The sequence below is a fragment of the Streptomyces sp. NPDC002889 genome, from assembly GCF_042888425.1.
GTDB lineage: Bacteria > Actinomycetota > Actinomycetes > Streptomycetales > Streptomycetaceae > Streptomyces.
Genome location: NZ_JBIAPT010000015.1, coordinates 60,296 through 77,792 on the forward strand (window position 1 = coordinate 60,296; position 17,497 = coordinate 77,792).

The 17,497-nt window shown below is 71.5% G+C and carries 13 protein-coding genes; 5 read left to right on the plus strand and 8 right to left on the minus strand.

Features of this window, described 5'->3' with window-relative positions; translation table 11 throughout:
• Positions 1-80 precede the first annotated feature (80 nt).
• Positions 81-1,814: a PKD domain-containing protein gene (locus ACFYWI_RS23120; RefSeq protein ID WP_389235721.1), complete on the plus strand. Its 1,734-nt coding sequence runs from the start codon at positions 81-83 to the stop codon at positions 1,812-1,814.
• A 160-nt stretch (positions 1,815-1,974) separates the two neighbouring features.
• On the opposite strand, the gene ACFYWI_RS23125 is transcribed toward ACFYWI_RS23120, so the two are convergent.
• Positions 1,975-2,592 (minus strand): TetR/AcrR family transcriptional regulator, encoded by a 618-nt coding sequence (locus ACFYWI_RS23125; RefSeq protein ID WP_389235724.1) that lies wholly within the window; start codon positions 2,590-2,592, stop codon positions 1,975-1,977.
• 167 nt (positions 2,593-2,759) lie between these two features.
• Here ACFYWI_RS23125 and ACFYWI_RS23130 point away from each other — a divergent pair, with 167 nt between their 5' ends.
• From ACFYWI_RS23130 to ACFYWI_RS23145, 4 genes are read left to right on the plus strand one after another with little or no spacing between them, the layout of a single operon-like run.
• Positions 2,760-4,094, plus strand: coding sequence for an MFS transporter (locus ACFYWI_RS23130; protein ID WP_389236040.1), 1,335 nt, complete (start codon positions 2,760-2,762; stop codon positions 4,092-4,094).
• Positions 4,094-5,266 carry a thiolase family protein gene (locus ACFYWI_RS23135; protein WP_389235727.1) on the plus strand — a complete coding sequence of 391 codons (1,173 nt, stop codon included), beginning with the start codon at positions 4,094-4,096 and terminating at the stop codon, positions 5,264-5,266. The genes ACFYWI_RS23130 and ACFYWI_RS23135 overlap by 1 nt, the downstream gene beginning before the upstream one ends.
• A 35-nt stretch (positions 5,267-5,301) precedes the next feature.
• Entirely contained in the window at positions 5,302-7,251 is a 1,950-nt protein-coding gene (locus ACFYWI_RS23140) for an AMP-binding protein (protein WP_389235730.1), read from the plus strand.
• 46 nt (positions 7,252-7,297) lie between these two features.
• Entirely contained in the window at positions 7,298-8,176 is an 879-nt protein-coding gene (locus ACFYWI_RS23145) for an MBL fold metallo-hydrolase (RefSeq protein WP_389235733.1), read from the plus strand.
• Here ACFYWI_RS23145 and ACFYWI_RS23150 read toward each other — a convergent pair.
• The 7 genes from ACFYWI_RS23150 to ACFYWI_RS23180 are packed head-to-tail and all read right to left on the minus strand — an operon-like array spanning position 8,115 to position 17,351.
• Positions 8,115-8,924 carry a thioesterase II family protein gene (locus ACFYWI_RS23150; RefSeq protein ID WP_389235736.1) on the minus strand — a complete coding sequence of 270 codons (810 nt, stop codon included), beginning with the start codon at positions 8,922-8,924 and terminating at the stop codon, positions 8,115-8,117. The two genes, ACFYWI_RS23145 and ACFYWI_RS23150, sit on opposite strands and share 62 nt — an antisense overlap.
• Positions 8,921-9,160, minus strand: a complete 240-nt coding sequence (locus ACFYWI_RS23155; protein WP_389235739.1) for an acyl carrier protein — start codon at positions 9,158-9,160, stop codon at positions 8,921-8,923. The genes ACFYWI_RS23150 and ACFYWI_RS23155 overlap by 4 nt, the downstream gene beginning before the upstream one ends.
• Positions 9,157-11,124: an HAD-IIIC family phosphatase gene (locus tag ACFYWI_RS23160; protein WP_389235742.1), complete on the minus strand. Its 1,968-nt coding sequence runs from the start codon at positions 11,122-11,124 to the stop codon at positions 9,157-9,159. Before ACFYWI_RS23160 ends, ACFYWI_RS23155 begins: the two co-directional genes overlap by 4 nt.
• Positions 11,121-12,143 (minus strand): 3-oxoacyl-ACP synthase III family protein, encoded by a 1,023-nt coding sequence (locus ACFYWI_RS23165; protein ID WP_389235745.1) that lies wholly within the window; start codon positions 12,141-12,143, stop codon positions 11,121-11,123. The genes ACFYWI_RS23160 and ACFYWI_RS23165 overlap by 4 nt, the downstream gene beginning before the upstream one ends.
• The gene (locus tag ACFYWI_RS23170) at positions 12,140-15,169 is read right to left on the minus strand and encodes a type I polyketide synthase (protein ID WP_389235748.1); all 3,030 of its coding nucleotides are present in this window, start codon (positions 15,167-15,169) and stop codon (positions 12,140-12,142) included. Before ACFYWI_RS23170 ends, ACFYWI_RS23165 begins: the two co-directional genes overlap by 4 nt.
• Positions 15,166-15,519, minus strand: a complete 354-nt coding sequence (locus ACFYWI_RS23175) for an acyl carrier protein (RefSeq protein ID WP_389235751.1) — start codon at positions 15,517-15,519, stop codon at positions 15,166-15,168. Before ACFYWI_RS23175 ends, ACFYWI_RS23170 begins: the two co-directional genes overlap by 4 nt.
• Positions 15,520-15,551: 32 nt before the next feature.
• Positions 15,552-17,351 carry a fatty acyl-AMP ligase gene (locus tag ACFYWI_RS23180; RefSeq protein ID WP_389235754.1) on the minus strand — a complete coding sequence of 600 codons (1,800 nt, stop codon included), beginning with the start codon at positions 17,349-17,351 and terminating at the stop codon, positions 15,552-15,554.
• Positions 17,352-17,497: the final 146 nt, after the last annotated feature.

A 17,497-nucleotide genomic window follows, 5' to 3' on the forward strand; every position in this document is an offset into this window, starting at 1 on the left:
TGCTGCGCGTTGCGCGAAGGCGGGACAGCGGTGGGGGGTCCGCTGTGAGGGGGTCGGGGGCGGCCCGTCGCTCGTCGGCGGTGAGGCCTTCCGCAGCGGCCGGCGCGGCCGCCGTGGTCCTCGGTCAGCTGCTCGGAGGGCTTCCCGCCGCGGCGCAGACCTCCGCCCTGCCGGGATCCGCGTTCCCCCTCGTCCTCGATGTGGATCTGACGCCGAATCCTGTGTGCAGCGGAGCAGTACGCGGCCGGGTGCAGCTCTATGACCCGGCCGCGGCGAAGGCCGGAGCCACCGTCGAATGGCGTGTGCGTGCCGGTGAGGAGCAGCTGGCCGGCGGGCGTCTCGCGATGGCCGCGCGTGCGGGCACGGCGGAGTTCAGCATCCCCTTCGAACGGGTGCCCGCGGCCGAGACCGAGTTGCGGTTCGACGCCCGTATCGCCGCCTCGCCCGACGGCGATCCGCCCGGCCGCTACGGCAAGGTGTGGCGGGACACCGTACGCCGGGGCTGCGACCCGGTGCGTGTGGCGTCCGTCGGTGACTCCGTCGTCTGGGGACAGGGCCTGGACCACGACCAGAAATTTCCCTACCTGACAGGCCGGTTGCTCGGCCGTGAGACCGGACGGGGCCATCAGCACCTGGACTACTCGATCTCCGGCGCGGTGCTCGATGCCCCCGAGCTGCCCGCGGGCAACGACGACGCGGCCTGCCTGCGCAGGACTCACCAGCAGGACCCGGACGGCGACGGGGAGATGGAGTTCGGCGAGGTCACCCAGCAGATGCCGGACGTGTTCTGCCAGTTGGAGCAGGCGGGCGCGCAGGCACGGGCGGGAGGCTACGGTCTCGATCTGGTCGTGCTCAACGGGTGCATCAACGACCTCGATCCCTTCTTCGGCATCGGCGTCGGCATCACCCCCGGCTCGAGGAACCTGCCCGAGGCGGTGAAGCGCGAGTGCTCGGGCATCGGCGCGGCGGCGGAGAACCCGGCCAGGGACGTGCCCTACTTCAGCGGCGCGAAGGTCGGATACGGCGGGCGCGGGATGCGGGCGGCGATCGAGAAGGCCCATGCCCTGCCGGGGCGGCCGAAGGTGATCGTGGCCGACTTCTACTACGCGCTGAGCCGCAGCAGCTCTCCGGTTCCGGTGAAGAACTGCTCGGTCCCGGGGGTCACCGGGGCGCGGCTGGCCTCCTGCAAGGGGGCCCTGGGCGGCGTGGCCGGACGGTATGAGCAGTACACGCAATTGGCCAATGCCGCCTACCACGAGGCGGCGACCGCCGCAAACGAGGCATCCACGGACGGCCCGTACGCCGTCGCGGCCGACGGCCTGTTCACCGTGGAGAACGCCGTACTCGCCCGGGACCCCAAGGTCTGGGGCACTCCGGTGACCGATCCGGCGTTCCCGCTGCGGACGCGGGCCTGCCCCGAGCTGAGCCCGACTCCCGCGCAGTGTCTGACGGCGGCCGTCGCCCATCCGGACATCGCGGGCGCCCGGCAGTACGCCGACGCCTTTCTCCTCAATCCGAGTGTCCGCGAGTGGTTCGAGCTTCCCCGCCAGGGACCCCGGGTGCAGCTCGATGTCCCGCAGAGCGCGCGCGTCGGCGTTCAGGTGCGCATGTCGGTGACGGTGGACGGCGAACCACCCGCCGCCGGATACCGCTACCACTGGTACTTCGGCGACGGTACGCAGCAGGAGACGAGCGAGGCGACCGTCACCCACACCTACGACCGTGAAGGACCCTGGCTGCCACGGCTGGTGATGTCCGGTCAGGACGGAGGGAAGGTCCTGACCGAGGCGGTCCGGGCCGTCACCACGGACTGACGGCTCCGGCCGAGGGGGCGGCTCGCGGACGCGGCCCCCCCTCGGCCCACGCGCCTACAGGGATCGCAGGACGGATCACGGCCGGCTCATCGGGATGAACCCACCAGCCGCGCGGGGGAGTTGTCGTTCGACCCGTACCTGCACGGCGGCGTGGGCGCGGTCAGCGGCCGGCGGTGACGGCCGCCACGATGGCTTTGACGAGGCGCGCGACGTAGCCGTCGTCGGTCGGCCCGCCGACGGCCAGCATGCGGAAGTACAGCGGGGCCCCGAAGAGATCGATGGCGAGGCCCGTGTCGATGTCGGGCGGCAGTTCGCCGCGCTCCATGGCCCTGCGCAGGAGCGTCGCGACGGCCACGCGACGGGGTTCGAGGACCGAGTGGTGAAGGGCCTCGTGCAACGTACTGTTGCGAGCCGACTCGGCCAGCAGATCGGGGATGATCCTGCCCACCAGCGGATGCCGCAGCGCCTTCATGGTCTGCCTGACGAACCTATCGACATCGGCCTCCAACGACCCCGAGTCGGTCGTGGTGGGGATGTGTTCGGCGGCTACCTCGGACACAAGGCCCACCACCATCGCCTCTTTGGAAGGCCAGCGGCGGTAGAGCGCGGCCTTGCCGACGCCGGCGCGGCGGGTCACGGCTTCCATCGACGTACGGGCGTAGCCGGACTCTGCCAGTTCCTCGAACACGGCCCGCCGGATCGTCCCGGTCACGGACTCCCGCAGGAGCGCGGCGCCGGTGGCGGGGCGGACGAGATCACTGTCAGAGCTTGTGTCCATGATCGTAGATTAACACGGAACGGAACAGTTGCGTTCCGTTGGCCCCGCGTGTACGTTCCGCACAATGCTTCGGAACGGTGCCGTTCCGTTCTGCTGGGAGGGCTCCTGATGACGTTACTTTTCGACGACAAGGCGTTCCACCGGCTGAACGAACGTCCGGGCGTGTGATGGGTCTCGAAGCCGAGGTGCACCCCGACGGCACGGCCGACGGCACCCGCCGCCGCGCCCGCACCGTCCTGGTCGTGCTGGCGCTCTTCATCGTGATCAACGCCGCGGACAAGGCCGTACTCGGCCTCACCGCGGACCCGATCAGGGACGATCTCGGTCTCACCGCAACCGAGTTCGGTACCGTCGCCAGCAGCTTCTACCTGCTGTTCAGTGTCTCGGCCGTCGCGGTCGGCTTCCTCGGCGACCGGATCCGTGCCCGGCCGCTGCTCGCCGCACTCGCGCTCGTCTGGGCCGCGGCACAGCTCCCGATTCTGCTGCCCGCGGCCGGCTTCGGCGCACTCGTCGCCACCCGTGTGGTGCTCGGCGCGGGCGAGGGACCGGGGTATCCGCTGGCCAACTACACAGCGTTCACCTGGTTCCCGGGCAAGCAGCGGTCGCTGCCCTCCGCCGTGGTGGTCGCCGGCGGTGCGGGCGGCACCATTGTCGCCGCCCCCCTCGTCATCCTGGTCAGCAACACCCTCGGGTGGCGCGCCGCCTTCGGTCTGCTGGGCGCGATCGGGATCCTCTGGGTGATCGTCTGGCTGCGGCTCGGCGGAAGCGGACCGTACGCCGCACGCGTGGACGCCGCCGTTCAGGCCGGGGATGCCCTTGCCGGCGCTGTCCCGGGCACGACCGACGCCGAGGTGCCCTTCCGGCGCATCGTCACCACCGGAACCTGGGTCGGGGCCACGGTCTCCGCTTTCACGGTGATGTGGACCCTGGCCCTCGGATTCGCCTGGCTGCCACTGTTCCTGGAGCAACAGGCGGGATTCAGCGACGCGCAGATCGGCGGGATCGTCGGGCTGCCCGCACTGGCGACGGCCGTCCTCGTTCTCACGGCCGGAGTCGTCGCCCAGCGGCTGCTGCGCCGGGGTACCAGCGCCCGGGTCGCCCAAGGGGTGCTCGGCGCACTGCTGCCCCTGCTCGCCGGAACGTGCCTGCTGCTGACCACCCGCGTGGGGCCTGTCGCCCTCCTTCTGCCACTGGTGGTGGCCTTCTCCGCCGGCAACGGGCAGACGCCGCTGACCAACTCGGCCATCGCGGACATCTGCCCGCCGGGGCGGCGCAGCGCCGCCCTCGGCCTGTCGTACGCGCTCGCCGCCCTCTCCAGTCTGCTCGCGCCGTACGTCACCGGCCGGATCATCGACGCGGCGCCGAGCGAGGCGCTCGGATACGGCCTGGCCTTCGACCTCGCGGCCTGGCTGCTGATCACCGGCGGTGTGGTCTCGATGCTCCTCGTCCGGCCCGACCGGGACGCCCTGTTGCTATGCACCCAGCGAAGGAGTGACATCTGATGCTGTCCGACATCGCCGTTGTCCAAGGGGCCCGTACGCCCGTGGGCCGGTACCGGGGCGCGTTGCGTTCGGTCCCCGCGCACCGGCTCGGTGCCCTGGTGATCCAGGAAGCGCTCATGCGTGCGCGCGTCGAGTCGTACGCCGTCGACGAAGTGGTCCTGGGCTGTGTGGGCCAGGTGGGGCCGGACGCGTTCAACGCCCGGCGAGCGGCCCTCGCCGCCGGACTGCCGGTCCATGTGCGCGCCTACAACGTCAACCGGCTGTGCGGATCCGGCATCCAGGCCGTCTGGTCCGCCGCACAGACACTCGCCCTCGGCGATGCCGAGATCATGGTGGCCGGCGGCAACGAGTCGATGACACGTCAGCCGCTTCTCGACTACAGCGAAAGGGCCCCCGACGAACTCCTCGGGCAGCACAGGATCGACGGCACCGTCTCGCTGGTCACCGACCCGTTCGCGCACGTTCCGATGGGTATGACGGGCGAGTGCGTGGCGGGACGGTTCTCCATCTCCCGGGAGCGCCAGGACCACTGGGCCGCCGAGAGCCAGCGCCGCGCTGCCGCGGCCCTTGCGGACGGCCGGTTCGCCGATCAGATCGTGCCCGTGATCACGCCGGACGGCACGGTCGAGCATGACGAACACCCGCGGCCCGGCACGACTCCGCAGAAACTCGCCGCGCTCGCCCCCGCGTTCGCCGAGGGCGGCACCGTCACCGCCGGGAACTCGGCCGGACTCAACGACGGTGCCGCCGCCGTGGTGCTGATGCGCGGTGCCGATCTCGCCCACGGAACCGTCCCCCTGTGCTGGCTGCGCGACACGGTCGTCACCGCTCTCGAACCGGAGATCATGGGGTTCGCGCCCGCCGAGGCCATCAGGAAACTGCTGCGGCGCACCGGCCTCCTCCTCGACGACGTCCAGCTGATCGAACTCAACGAGGCTTTCGCCGCTCAGGTCCTGGCCGTGATGGACGACCTCAAGCTCGAGCCCGACCGGGTCAATCCGAACGGCGGGGCGATCGCCCTCGGACACCCCATCGGCGCCACGGGCGTGATCCTGCTGCTCAAGGCCGCGCACGAACTGCGCCGCAGCGGAGGGCGGTTCGCCGTGATCGCCCTGTGCATCGGAGGTGGCCAGGGCATCGCCGCGCTGATCGAGAACCCGGAGAGTGTTTGATGGGAGGCGAGTACGTGTGGTCCCCGAGCCGCGATTTGACCGAGCACAGCAACGTCGCCGCTTTCTGCCGCGCCCACGGCATCGACGGATACCGCGAGCTGCAGAGCCGTTCCGTCGCCGACCCCGAGTGGTACTGGGCCCACGCCGCTCGTGACATCGGCATCGTCTGGCACGAACCGCCGCTGCGCATCTGCGACGACCGCGGGGGCATCGCCGCGACGCGCTGGTTCCCGGGCGGCCGCACGAATCTCGTCGACTCCTGCCTCGAACGCCACGTACGGGAGGGGCGCGGTGACGCCGTCGCGTTGCGCTGGGAACGCGAGGACGGGTCCGGCGGCCGGCTCGGCTACGGCGAGGTGGCGCTGCTGAGCGCCCGGGTCGCCACCGGGCTGCGCGGCCTCGGCGTGGAGGTGGGGGACAGGGTGGCGGCCTATCTGCCACCCGGTCCCGAGGCCTTTGTGCTGCTCTTCGCCTGCGCCCGGATCGGAGCCGTACTGGTGCCCATGTTCTCCGGCTTCGGCTCCGAGGCGCTTGCCGTACGGCTGGCCGACGCCGAGGCGCCGGTGCTCGTCACCGTCGCCGCCACGACCCGGCGCGGCGCCCGCCACGACATGGAGTCGGTCGCCCGTACAGCGGCGGACAAGGTGCCCGCGGTACACCATCTCGTTGTCGTCACCCCGGAGTTGACGGCCGACTCGAAGGGTGACTCCACGGACGAGCCGACGGCGGAGTGGGGGGACGGTCCGCCGTCGGCCCGGCCGGCGGCCACCCCCTGGGAACGGCTGGCCGCGGCGGAGCCCGCCGAGATCCTCTCGCTCCCCGGCAACGCCCCCTTCCTCCTCATGCACACCTCCGGTACCACCGGACGCCCCAAGGGCGCGGTCCACACCCACGGCGGCTTTCCGCTGCAGGTCGGCTCGGAGGTCCGATACAACCTCGACGTCCGCCCGGACGATGTCGCCTTCTGGGTCACCGACCCGGGCTGGATCATGTTTCCGCTCGTCGCCATCGGCTGCACCCTCGCCGGCGGCTGCCTCCTGACGTACGAAGGCGCGATCGACCATCCGGACCCCGCCCGGCTGTGGCGGCTGCTGGAGGACCACCGGGTCACGGTCTTCGGCAGTTCACCCAGTCTGTCGCGGGCGCTGATGACCAGGGAAACCGTTCCGCCGGCCCCTTCCCGGCTGAGGATCCTCGGCTCCACCGGAGAACCCTGGACCGAGGAGGCCTGGCACTGGTACTTCGCGGAACTCGGCGGCCGGCGCTGCCCCGTGATCAACATCAGCGGAGGTACGGAGGTCGGCGGGTCGCTCCTGGGGTCCTCCCCCACCGTGCCGCAGTCGCCCTGCAGCTTCGCCGGCCCGTGCCTGGGCATCGACGCCGCCGTGGTGGACGCGGACGGTGCCGAGGTCGCCGGGGGAGTACTCGGCGAGCTGGTGGTCCGGCGCTCCTGGCCGGGGATGACCCGTGGACTGTGGCGGGCGCCGGAGCGATTCGCGCACACGTACTTCAGCCGGCGGCCGGGCAGTTGGTCCCACGGCGATCTCGCCTGCCGTGTCGGCGACGAGTGGTTCCTGTACGGCCGGGTGGACGACGTCATCAAGGTGGCGGGCAAGCGGCTCGGGCCCGCCGAGGTCGAGGAAGCCGTCCTCGGGGACCCCGCCGTGGCCGAGGCAGCGGCCGTCGGAGTGCCGCACCGCGTCAAGGGTGAAGCCCTCTGGTGCTTCGTGGTCCCCTCCCGCGGGCGGCTGACCGCGGCGGACACCGAGCGGATCCGCGAACGCGTCGCCGAGGCGCTCGGGCACGCTTTCCGGCCCGGTCGCGTGGTCGCCCTGCCCGAACTGCCGAGGACCCGCAACGGAAAGGTGATGCGGCGACTGATCCGCGACTGGGTCACCGGCGATCCGCTCGGTGACCTGTCCACCCTGGTGAACCCCCAGAGCCTCGAAGGGCTCCGCGCCGCCCTCGGCGCCGAGGAGCACTGAGAACGGACAACCGTCCACCGACAGCAGCCAGAGACAAGGGAGTTCCATGCCGACGATCGACATTCTCCTGCCCGGCTTCGCCATCGACACCGACCAGGGTTATCCCGCCTTCTGCGGAGTCTTCCTGGTCCGCGGAACCGACGCCGCGGGGCGCAGCCGGAACATCCTCGTCGACGCCGCGCACGTCGGACGGCGGCCCCACCTGTGGGACGCGCTCGCCGCCCGCGGGCTGACGGCGGCGGACATCGACACCGTGGTGCTCACCCACGCCCACTGGGACCACGTACAGAACATCGATCTGTTCCCGCAGGCGACCCTCCTCATCCACGCCGACGAGCGGCGGTACGCCCACACGCCGCACACCAACGACTGGGCCACCCCCGCGTGGACCGGACTGCTGCTCGAACAACTCCCCGTCCGCGAGGTCGCGGACGGGGAGGACATCATTCCCGGCGTCACCGCCGTCGGCCTGCCGGGGCATTCGCCCGGCAGCATCGGGGTGCTGGTGGACACCGACGAGGGGCGGAGCGCGATCACCGGTGACGCGCTGCACTTCGCCTACGTTGCCCGAACACGCCGCAACCCCCTCGTCTTCTGGGACGCCGAGCAGGCATCACGCAGCATCGAACGGGTCCTTGATCTGGCAGATGTCATCTACCCCGGCCACGACCGCCCCTTCCGCCTCACCGCCGACAACGAGATCGACTACCTCGAGCCGTTCGCGCTGACCGTGACGGGCGTGCGGCCCGACACCGACGGGCTCGTCTTCGCGGACGGTTCACAGCGCCCGCTGTGGGTCATGCCCGGCATCCACGACCAGCGCACCAGGTACGAGAAGAACGCCGAGGAGATAGCACGCAGGATCACCCGGGTTCCCCGGGTCGTCCGCCCGGCTCGGCGACGAGCCCGGCCAACGAGCGGTTGATCACGTCGAAGAAGGGCCTGGGCCGCTCGCGCGGGAAGAAGTGGCCGCCCGGCACCGTGGACATCCGGAAGCGCCGGGCGTACCGCTCCCAGGAGCGCACGGCGTCCGGGTCCACGAGCCGGTCGTCCTCACCGGCGAAGGCATGGATGTCGAGGGGGAGCCGCGCCGTGTCGTCGTCCGGATCGGGAAGTCCCGCCCGCCGGTGGCCGGCACAGATCCGCAAATCGTCCCGGACGATCGGCAACAGGGCCCGCAACCAGTCGTCCCGGCCCAGGAACTGCGGGTTCAGCCCTCCGATGTCCACCAGGAAGCGGGCGAGTTCCGCGTCCGTGTACCGGTCGGCCGGCGGCAGCGGCGGAGTGAGGTGCGGGGCAGCGTAGGCGCCGACGAACAGCATCAGCGGCGCCCGGCCCCCGCCCCGCATCCGGGCCGCCGCCAGGGCGAAGGCCACCAAGGCGCCCATGCTGTGCCCGTAGAGGGCGTACGGCCGGTCCAGCCACGGGGCGAGTTCGCGCTCGAGGACCTCGATCAGGGCCCCGGCGTCGTGGAAGCGCGGCTCGCGGAATCGTGACTCGCGCCCGGGCAGCTGCACCGGCAGGACGTCGATTCCGGGCGCCACCCGGGCGGGCCACGGGGCGAAGAACGAGGCCCCGCCGCCCGCGTGGTGGAAGCAGAACAGCCGCAGCCGGGCGTCCTCGCGGGGCGCCCGGACGAGGCAGGCCGTCGGAGCCGAGGCGGCGGTCGTCATGAGCGGACCACCACGTCGTACATCTCCCGGAAGGTCGCCGCTTCCAGCAGTCCGGCCACCGAGACGCTCCGGCCCATGAGGTTTTCCACGACGGTGACCAGGCGCAGCAGGTGCACCGAGTCCCATTCGGGGACGTCGTCCAGGGGGCGGTCGAGGTCCTGCGGCGTGATGTGCAGGCCGAGCTCCTCCTCCAGGAGGGTGCAGAACGCCGCGGCGTCGGCGATGGCGGTGGTCATGTCCGGTCTCCCTCGAAGGTGGTGTGCACGCGCAGATGGGCGGGGGCGGGGGCAAGGCCGCGCAGGTCGTGGTGGAAGAAGGCGGCGTCGGGATCGTCCGGGTCCGGCCCGGCGGGGGTGAAGCCGTGGTCCGTGTAGAGGGAGGCGAAGGCGGCGTTCCTGGGCGTGCGCACATAACGGCCCGTCGCGCCGCGGGCGCCTGTGGAGCGGGCATGGCCCAGTACCGCGCTCAGGCATCCGCTCTCGATGCCCCGGGAGAAGACCCGGCAGCTCAGCACGAAGTTGTGGATGTGCAGTTGCTCAGCGTCGCGGCGCAGGAACACCGCACCGACGAGACCGTGGTCGCCGAACCGGTCGCGGGCGGACACCACGAGTGCGCTGTGGCCCGGGAGCGCGGCCCATTGAAGCACCTGAGGAACCTGCATGCGCTCGGTCGCGAGGTGGAACTGGTTCGTCCGCAGGGTCAGTTGGGACACCCGCGCTGTCTCCGACGCCGCCGCCGGCCGCACGGTGACCTCGATTCCGAGCCCGTCCAGGTAGTCCTGGTAGGAGCCGACGTCCTCGCGGAACTCCTGCCGCCGGGCCTCCGTACGATAACGGCCCGTCCGTTCGCGGTCCTCCTGGGTGAGCTGGGGCAGGTCGAACCAGCCGTCGGCGAGCAGCGCGGACGCGTGCAGGGCCGGCTCCTGGTCGACGCGGACCACGGCGACCTCGGGCAGCTGCTCCCTGACCAGACCGCACTCGAAAAGGCTGTCGTCGACGAAGACGAAACTGTCGAGTCCCAGGCCCAGCCGCTCGGAGATGTCGCGCAGATTGTCGTGCTTGGCCGACCAGTTGGCGTTGACACAGACGAAGTCGTCCTCGTGCAGCAGCATCGAAGGGTGGTCACGCAACACCTCGCGCACCGCGCCGTCGTCGTTCTTGCTGCTCACGGCGAGCAGCACGCCCTGCGAGCCGAGCTGGACGAGTACTCGCTGGAACTCCAGGAACGCATCCCCCCGCAAGCCGCCGCCGAGCTCGATACCGTCCGGGCCCTCCTCACCGAGCACGCCGCCCCACAGTGTGCCGTCCAGGTCCAGCACCAGGCATTTGCGGGTCCTGCCCAGGCGGCCCAGGACGAGATGGCCGACCTCCCTCGCGTAGCCGGTGAGCAGCCCCTCGGCCAGCCTGGCCTTGGCGTACAGGCCGGTGCGTGGCTCGTACGCGGCCGTGCCCAGGCTCACCAGCGGGTCGAGGTCGACGACGATCACCCCGGGGTGCTGCTGGGCGAGGGCGAGCAGCCCGCTGTTGAACTCGCGCCACACCGCGCCCAGCCGGGCCCGGGAGCGCAGATCGATCAACTGGTGGGCGTGGTGGTGCAGCAGCGGCACGGTGTTGAGTACCAAGAGCCCCCGGCCGCTGTCCTGGTGGGCGCCGACGGCCTTGCCGAGGAGAGCCAGCCTGTCCCGGGCCGCGGCCTCGACGTCCTCGACCCCCCAGGGCACGGGCACCTGCTCGAAGACCGTGTGCGGGTCGAGCAGGCACAGGGTCAGCAAGGGCTGCCGGGCCCCGTCGCCCGGCTCCGCGGGCCCCAGCAGGTCGCGCAGATACGAGCCGTAGGGGGAGACCACCGGGTCGAGCAGCAGCCCGTGCCGGGCGAGTTCGGCGGTGAGCGGGCCGACGAGCGGTGCGACCGTGGACTGGCCGGTGACGGCGACGGTGACGACCGGCAGGTCCGGATGGAGCCGGAGGACCGCCTCGCGGTCGAGACGGGCCAGCAGCTGGCCCGCGGCGGGAAGATCGCTCTCCGGCAAGCGGGCGAGGAGGGCGCGTACCGATCCGTACTCGGCTTCCAGCCGGCCGGCGGCGTACCCGCTGCGCAGAGCGCGCAGCGCCCCCGGGTCCCGCCATGTGCCGCCTTGGCCCGTGGGAGCGACCGTGCCGGCTGCCGTCGTGGGTGCGGTGGTGTGTTCCGTGGTGGTCATCTGCGCTCCAGGGCGATGCCGGACTTGATCCACTTGCTGGACTCGACGGCGACCGCGACGGCGCGCCCGGGGCCCTGCCACTGCTCGGTCAGCTCGGCGAGCTGCAGGAACGGCAGGGCGTTGCCGTTGTTGCCCACGGTGCGTACGACGTTGATGCGCAGGGCGTCCGGGGCGGGCATCTGAGCGGAGATACGGTCGCTCATCCGGCCGGACAGCTGAGGCGGGAGGAGGTAGTCCACCTCATCGGCCGCCCAGCCGAGGTCGTCGATCAGCTCCCAGAACATCTGGGCCGCAAGGCCCGGCACAGCGGCTTCGATGGCCTTGTAGTCCTCGGAGATCACCGTCCGGTCGCTGTGCCGGTCCCCGAGTCCGAACCAGTCGATGACCTGACCCGGCTTCTTGCCCAGGCCCACCAGCCGGTTGAGCACCTGGCGGATCTCGATGCCGTGGCCGAGGGGCTCCGCGGTGAGCACCGCGGCCCCGGCTCCGTCGCCGAAGAGCACGTAGTTGACGAGTTCGGCGGATGTACGGGAGCCGGGGTCGAAGTCCGTCTCCAGGTGTTTGGCGCACACATCGCCGCCGATCACCAGCACGGTCGCGCAGCGCCCCGCGAGGAGCAGGGTGCGGGCCACGTCGAGCGCCTGAACGGCCCCGGCGCAGCCGGACTGGAGCTGGTAGGTGGGGACGTTGTCGATTCCGAGACGGTCCGCCACCAGGTTCACGGTGGCGGGCATCAGCTGGTCCGGGGTGGCTGTGCCCATGACGATGCAGTCGATGTCCCCGCCGTCCAGGCCCGCTTGGATCAGGGCCCGGTCCGCTGCCGTCGCGGCGATGTCGGCGAGGCTGTGCCGGACATGACCGGTCGCCAGGTCGACGGCGAAGTACCTGCTGGTGTTGCCGATGAACATCTCGGCCCACCGTTCGTCGACGCCCACGAGCTTGGCCAGTGTCGCGTTGTCCACCGGTTCGCCCGGCAGGCAGGTACCGACCGAGACCAGATGTGCGGTGGGGACGGTCATGAGTGCGCTCCTTCCGGTGCTGACGGGGTCAGCAGCCGGTCGCTCAGATGGCGGGTGAGGTCGCCCACGGTCTCCAGGCTCGCGAGCAGGTCCTCGATCGGGAGACTGCCGAGCTGGGGCAGTTCGTTCTCGATACGGGTCTTGAGCTCCATCACCTGGATCGAGTCGAAGCCCAGGTCCTCGTGCAGGCGCGCCCGGCTGTGCACCTGGGAGGGTTCGTGCCCGCCGACCTGACACACCAGACGGTGCGTCACCTCGACAACCGGGTGCGGTGGTTCACCGGCAGGGGTCGGCGGGCACGATTCTCCGCGGCCCGCCGTCGGCGGTACCGCGGCTGCCGCGTCCGTGGCGGGGGAAGGGGACACGGGCAGTTCCGGGGTGTCGGCGGAGCGCCAGGCGCGGAAGGTGTCGTCGAAGAGGTACGGCGGCAGTCGGCGTGGCACCCGGTCCGCCTCCTCGTACAGCACGTCCCAGTCGGGGGTGAGGCCGGCGCACCACAGTTCCCCGAGCAGCTGGTGCAGCCGGTGCCCCGGCGCGCGGTGCCCGGGGTGGGCGGCGTGGCAGCTCACCGGTCGGCCCGTGTCCGGCTTCAGGCGGGCGAGCAGCGGGGTGAGGGTGGCGCGCGGGCCGATCTCCACGATGTGGGTGGCTCCGGCGGCGAACATGGCTTCCGCGGCCTCGGCGAACCGGACCGGCGCGGTGATCTGCCTCGTCCAGTAGTCCGCGCCCAGGGGCTCGTCATCCGTGGGCCGGCGCCCGTAGACGGTCGAGAAGAACGGCACTGTGGGCCGGCGCACCGGCACGTCCGCCTCACGGCGGAAGTCCTCCACAACGGGCCGCATCAGCGGCGAATGGAAGGCGTGCGAGACGGCCAGCGGCCGCGAGGCCACGCCACGGTCGGCCAACGCGGCTCTCAGCGCGTCCAGTTCGGCGACATCGCCGGCGACCACGGTGCTGTCCGGGCCGTTGACCGCGGCGACACACAGCTCCGTACGCTCGCCCAGCAGTTCCTCCACACCGGCGGCGGCCAGCGGGACGGCGAGCATGCCGCCTCCGTCGGGGAGAGCCTCCATCAGGGCGCCGCGGCGCGCAATGAGTCTGGCGGCGTCCCCGGGGTCGAGCGCTCCGGCCGTGCACGCGGCGGCGAACTCGCCGACACTGTGGCCCATGACGAACGACGGTCTGATCCCGGCCTCGACGAGAGTGCCCGCCATCGCGTACTCCACCGCGAACAGCGCGGGCTGGGCCAGGCCCGTACGGTCGATACCCGGGTCGCCGTCGAGCACGGCGTCGCGCACCGAAAGACCGAGGTGGCCGGCGAGGACCTTGTCGATCTCGTCCAACAGCCGTGCGTAGACGGGGGAGGCGGCGTACCAGGAGGCGGCCATACGCGGGTGCTGTGCGCCCTGCCCGGTGAAGGCGAACGCCACCGCGGGCACCGTCCGCCGCGGCCCGCCTGCCGGCCCGTCGCCGTCGGGGCGCTCCGCCGCCTCGCGCAGCCCCGCCACCAGCTCGGGCAGACCCGCGGCGGCGACGGCCACCCGGTGCGGCAGCCGGGACTTGACCCGGTTGCTGGTCCAGCACAGTTGCGCCAGCCGGTCCTCGGGCTGCCGGGCCAGGGCCGCGGCCTGGGCCAGCAGGTTGGGGCGCAGCTGCCGCGCGGAACGGGCGGACAGGGTGAACACCCCCGGCGCCCTGTCGCCGGACCGGTATGTCGCACGCGGTGCGGAGGACAGGACCGCGTGCGCGTTGGTGCCGCCGATTCCGAAGCTGCTGACGGCGGCGTGCACGGTGCCGGACGGAAGCCGCAGCGGGGACTTGAGCAGCGACAGCCGCCGCTGCGCCAGCTGGAGCTCCGGATTCTCGTCGTCGGCGAAGCGGCTGGGGGGCACGGTCCTGTGGTGCAGGGCGAGCACGGTCTTGACCAGCCCGGCGATCCCGGCCGCTCCCTCGGCATGCCCGAAGTTGCCCTTGACCGAACCCAACGCGATGCTCCCGGCGCCCCGGCCGTCGGCGAGGTGACCGAGCGCCTGCGCCTCCATCATGTCGCCGAGCAGGGTGCCGGTGCCGTGCGCCTCGACGTAGCGGATGTCGTCCGCGGTGACCCCGGCCGACTGCCATACGCTCTCGATGAGTTGCTGCTGGGCCCAGCGGTTGGGGGCGGTGATCCCATTGCTGCGCCCGTCCTGGTTGACGCCGCTTCCACTGAGCACGGCGTACACCGGCTGGCGGTCGGCCAGGGCGTCGCCGAGCCGGCGCAGCACCAGCACCGCGACGCCCTCGGCCCGTCCGATCCCGTCGGCCGAGGCGCTGAAGGGCTTGCACCGTCCGTCCGGCGCCGAGAGGCCGGCCTGGGCGTAGAAGATGTTGATGACGGGCGTCATGATCAGGTTGGTGCCCGCTGCCAGGGCGTAGTCGCACTCGCCCGCGCGCAGTGCGCCGGCCGCGAGATGGACGGCGACGAGCGACGAGGAGCAGGCCGTGTCCACCGCCAGGCTCGGGCCCTTGAGATCAAGGTGGTAGGAGACCCGGTTGGCGCCCATGAAGTAGCCGTTGCCGGAGCCGTAGCGGGCGGTGATCCTGTCGTAGTCCGACAACTGCAGATACGCCCACTCGTTCGCCATGACTCCGACGAACACTCCGGTCGCGGTGCCCGCCAGGTCCTCCGGGGCGACCGTCGCGTCCTCGATGGCGCGCCAGGCGCACTGCAGCAGCAGCCGCTGCTGCGGGTCCATGGCGCCTGCCTCGCGTGGTGAGATCCCGAAGAACTGGGGGTCGAAGGCGTCCGGATCGTCGATGAAGCCTCCGCGCACGGTGTTGCTGCGGCCGGGCGGCCGGGCCTCGGACGTACCTGCGGGGCCGGTCGGGGGCGCCAGGTGGTAGCGGTCGGCGTCCCAGCGCTGCCTCGGGACGCGGCGGGTACCGTCGCGGCCTCCCATCAGGAGGTCCCAGTACTCCTTGGGGTCGCGGGCGCCCGGGAAGCGGCAGTCGAGGCCGACGACCGCGACCGGTTCGGGCCCAGTCATGACAACCCTCCGCCGTTGCCGTTGCCGTTGCCGTTGCTCTCGGCGTCGGCGAGGCGTTCGGCCAGATGTGCGCTGATCGCACGGACCGTGGGGAAGTCGTAGGCGATCGTCGCGGAGACCGGCAGCCGATGACGCTCCTCGATCTCGCCGCAGATGCCGATCGCCGCGACCGAGTCGATGCCGTAGTCGGCGAGCGGTGTGGTCGGGTCGATCTCGTCGGCCAGCCGCTGCAGATGGAAGGCCACGCGGTCGGTGAGCCACTGCTCGAGGTCGGATGCGCTCATGCCGGACAGCGTGAAGTCCGGATTCTCGGGGCGGGTCTCGGGCCGGGTTTCGGGGGCGATGTGCATGGCGTACCTCTCCCTTGGTGGGACGGGTGGTCTCAGCGACCGGGGGCGGCCAGCGGGGCGGACTCGCGCTTCTCGTCGGCGCCTGTGTCGATGAGGGCCACGACCGTTCGTTCCAGGCGTTGGTGCAGGACGGGCAGGGTGCCGTCGAGGAAGAGCTGCCGCATGAGGGTGCGCTGCGTCTTGCCGCTGGTGGTCTTGCGGATCACGCCGGGCCGTACCAGTACCACGTTCACAGCGGGCAGTTGGAACTCGCGGCTCACCAACTCCCGCACCGATGCTGCAAGTCCCGGCAGGTCGCCTTCGTCGTAGGTGCGGGGGCGGATCTCCTGGACCACCACCACGTGGGAGCCCTCGGCCTCCGCGTCCGAGACTGTGAACACGGCGCCGCCGCCACGGCGGAACGCCGCCCCAGACTCCTGCACGGCATGCTCGATGTCCTGCGGATAGAGGTTGCGGCCGTGGTGGATGAGCATCTCCTTGATCCGCCCGGTCACGTACAACTCCCCTCCGAGCAGGGCGCCGAGATCGCCGGTGCGGAAGTACCCCGAGCTGCCGTCGGCGGTCGATGCCCGGAAGGACTCGGCGCTCTCCTGGGGGCGGTTCCAGTAGCCGGCGGCCACCGAGGGGCCGCGCAGCCAGATCTCGCCGACCTGGCCTGCCGGCAGCACGTCGAGGGTCATCGGATTCACGAGCAGGACCTCGGTGCCCTCCGGACGGCCGCAGCCGACGAGGGTCCTGGTCGCCCGGCCGGCTTGGGGCGGCTGCAGCTCGTCCTGCTCGAGTCCGTGGGCGTCCACGGTCAGTTCGACGTGCGGCTGGGCGGTGTCGCCGCCGGAGACCAGCAGGGTGTTCTCGGCCAGCCCGTAGCAGGGGAGCATGGCCTGGGGGCGCAGTCTGTTGGCGGCGAAGCGCGCGGTGAAGGCGCGGATCGTGTCGGCGCGAACCGGCTCGGCCCCGTTGAGTGCCACGCGCAGGGTCGACAGATCGAGCCCGGCGGACTGTTCCTCGGTGACCCGGCGGGTGCACAGCTCGTAGCCGAAGTTGGGCGAGGCGGTGCCCTCGACCCGGTAGTCGTGCATCATGCGCAGCCAGCGGTGCGGCTGCTTGATGAACGAGATGGGTGACATCTGTACGCTCGTGCCGCCCATCCACAGGGGATGCAGGGTCATCCCGATGAGGCCCATGTCGTGGTAGAGCGGCAGCCAGCTGCCGGTGACGACGCCCTTCGGAGTGCCCATGGTCCGCTGGATGGCCTCCTGATTGGCGGCCAGATTGCCGTGCGTGACCATGACCCCCTTGGGCTCGCTGGTGGATCCCGAGCTGTACTGCAGGAAGGCCACGTCCTCCTCCCGTACCCGCGGCGGGAACCAGGCGTCGGGCTCGGTGGCGTCGTCTCCGCCGGCCGCGAGGCATACGACCCCCTGCTCCCCGGACGCGGCCAGCCAGGCGGCCAGGGCCTGCCGGTGCTCGGGAAGCGTCAGCACCGCGCCCGCCGAGGCATCCCGCAGGATGCCTCTCACTCGGGCGAGCCGCTCACCCGGCTCGTCGGGGAGCGGAGCGGGGATGGCCGTGCGCCCTGCGTAGAAGCAGCCCAGGAACGCGGTGACGAAGTCCAGCGTGGGCGGGTAGAGCAGCAGTACCGGACGTGAGTCGTCGCCCTTGGACGCCTCGCGCAGCCGGGCGGCCACCAGGCGGGCCCGGCGGTCCAGTTCCTTGTAGGTGAGCCGCTCGGGCCGCATCGCCCGGCCGTCCTCGTGCAGGTACACGAACGCGGAGCGCTCGGGATGGTGTTCCACGCCGGCGCGTACGGCGTCGGTCAGGCTCCTGCTCATCTCTTCCCCTGTCGCTCGCTGGCCATCGCTCCGCCGGTACGGGATACCGGACGGAGCGGCACCAAGTGCCATTCGGTTCCTCCATCGTTGGAGGGTGGTGAAAAGGAGGCGTAAAGGCGCGCTTGATGTGCACGTCGCAGGTCCGG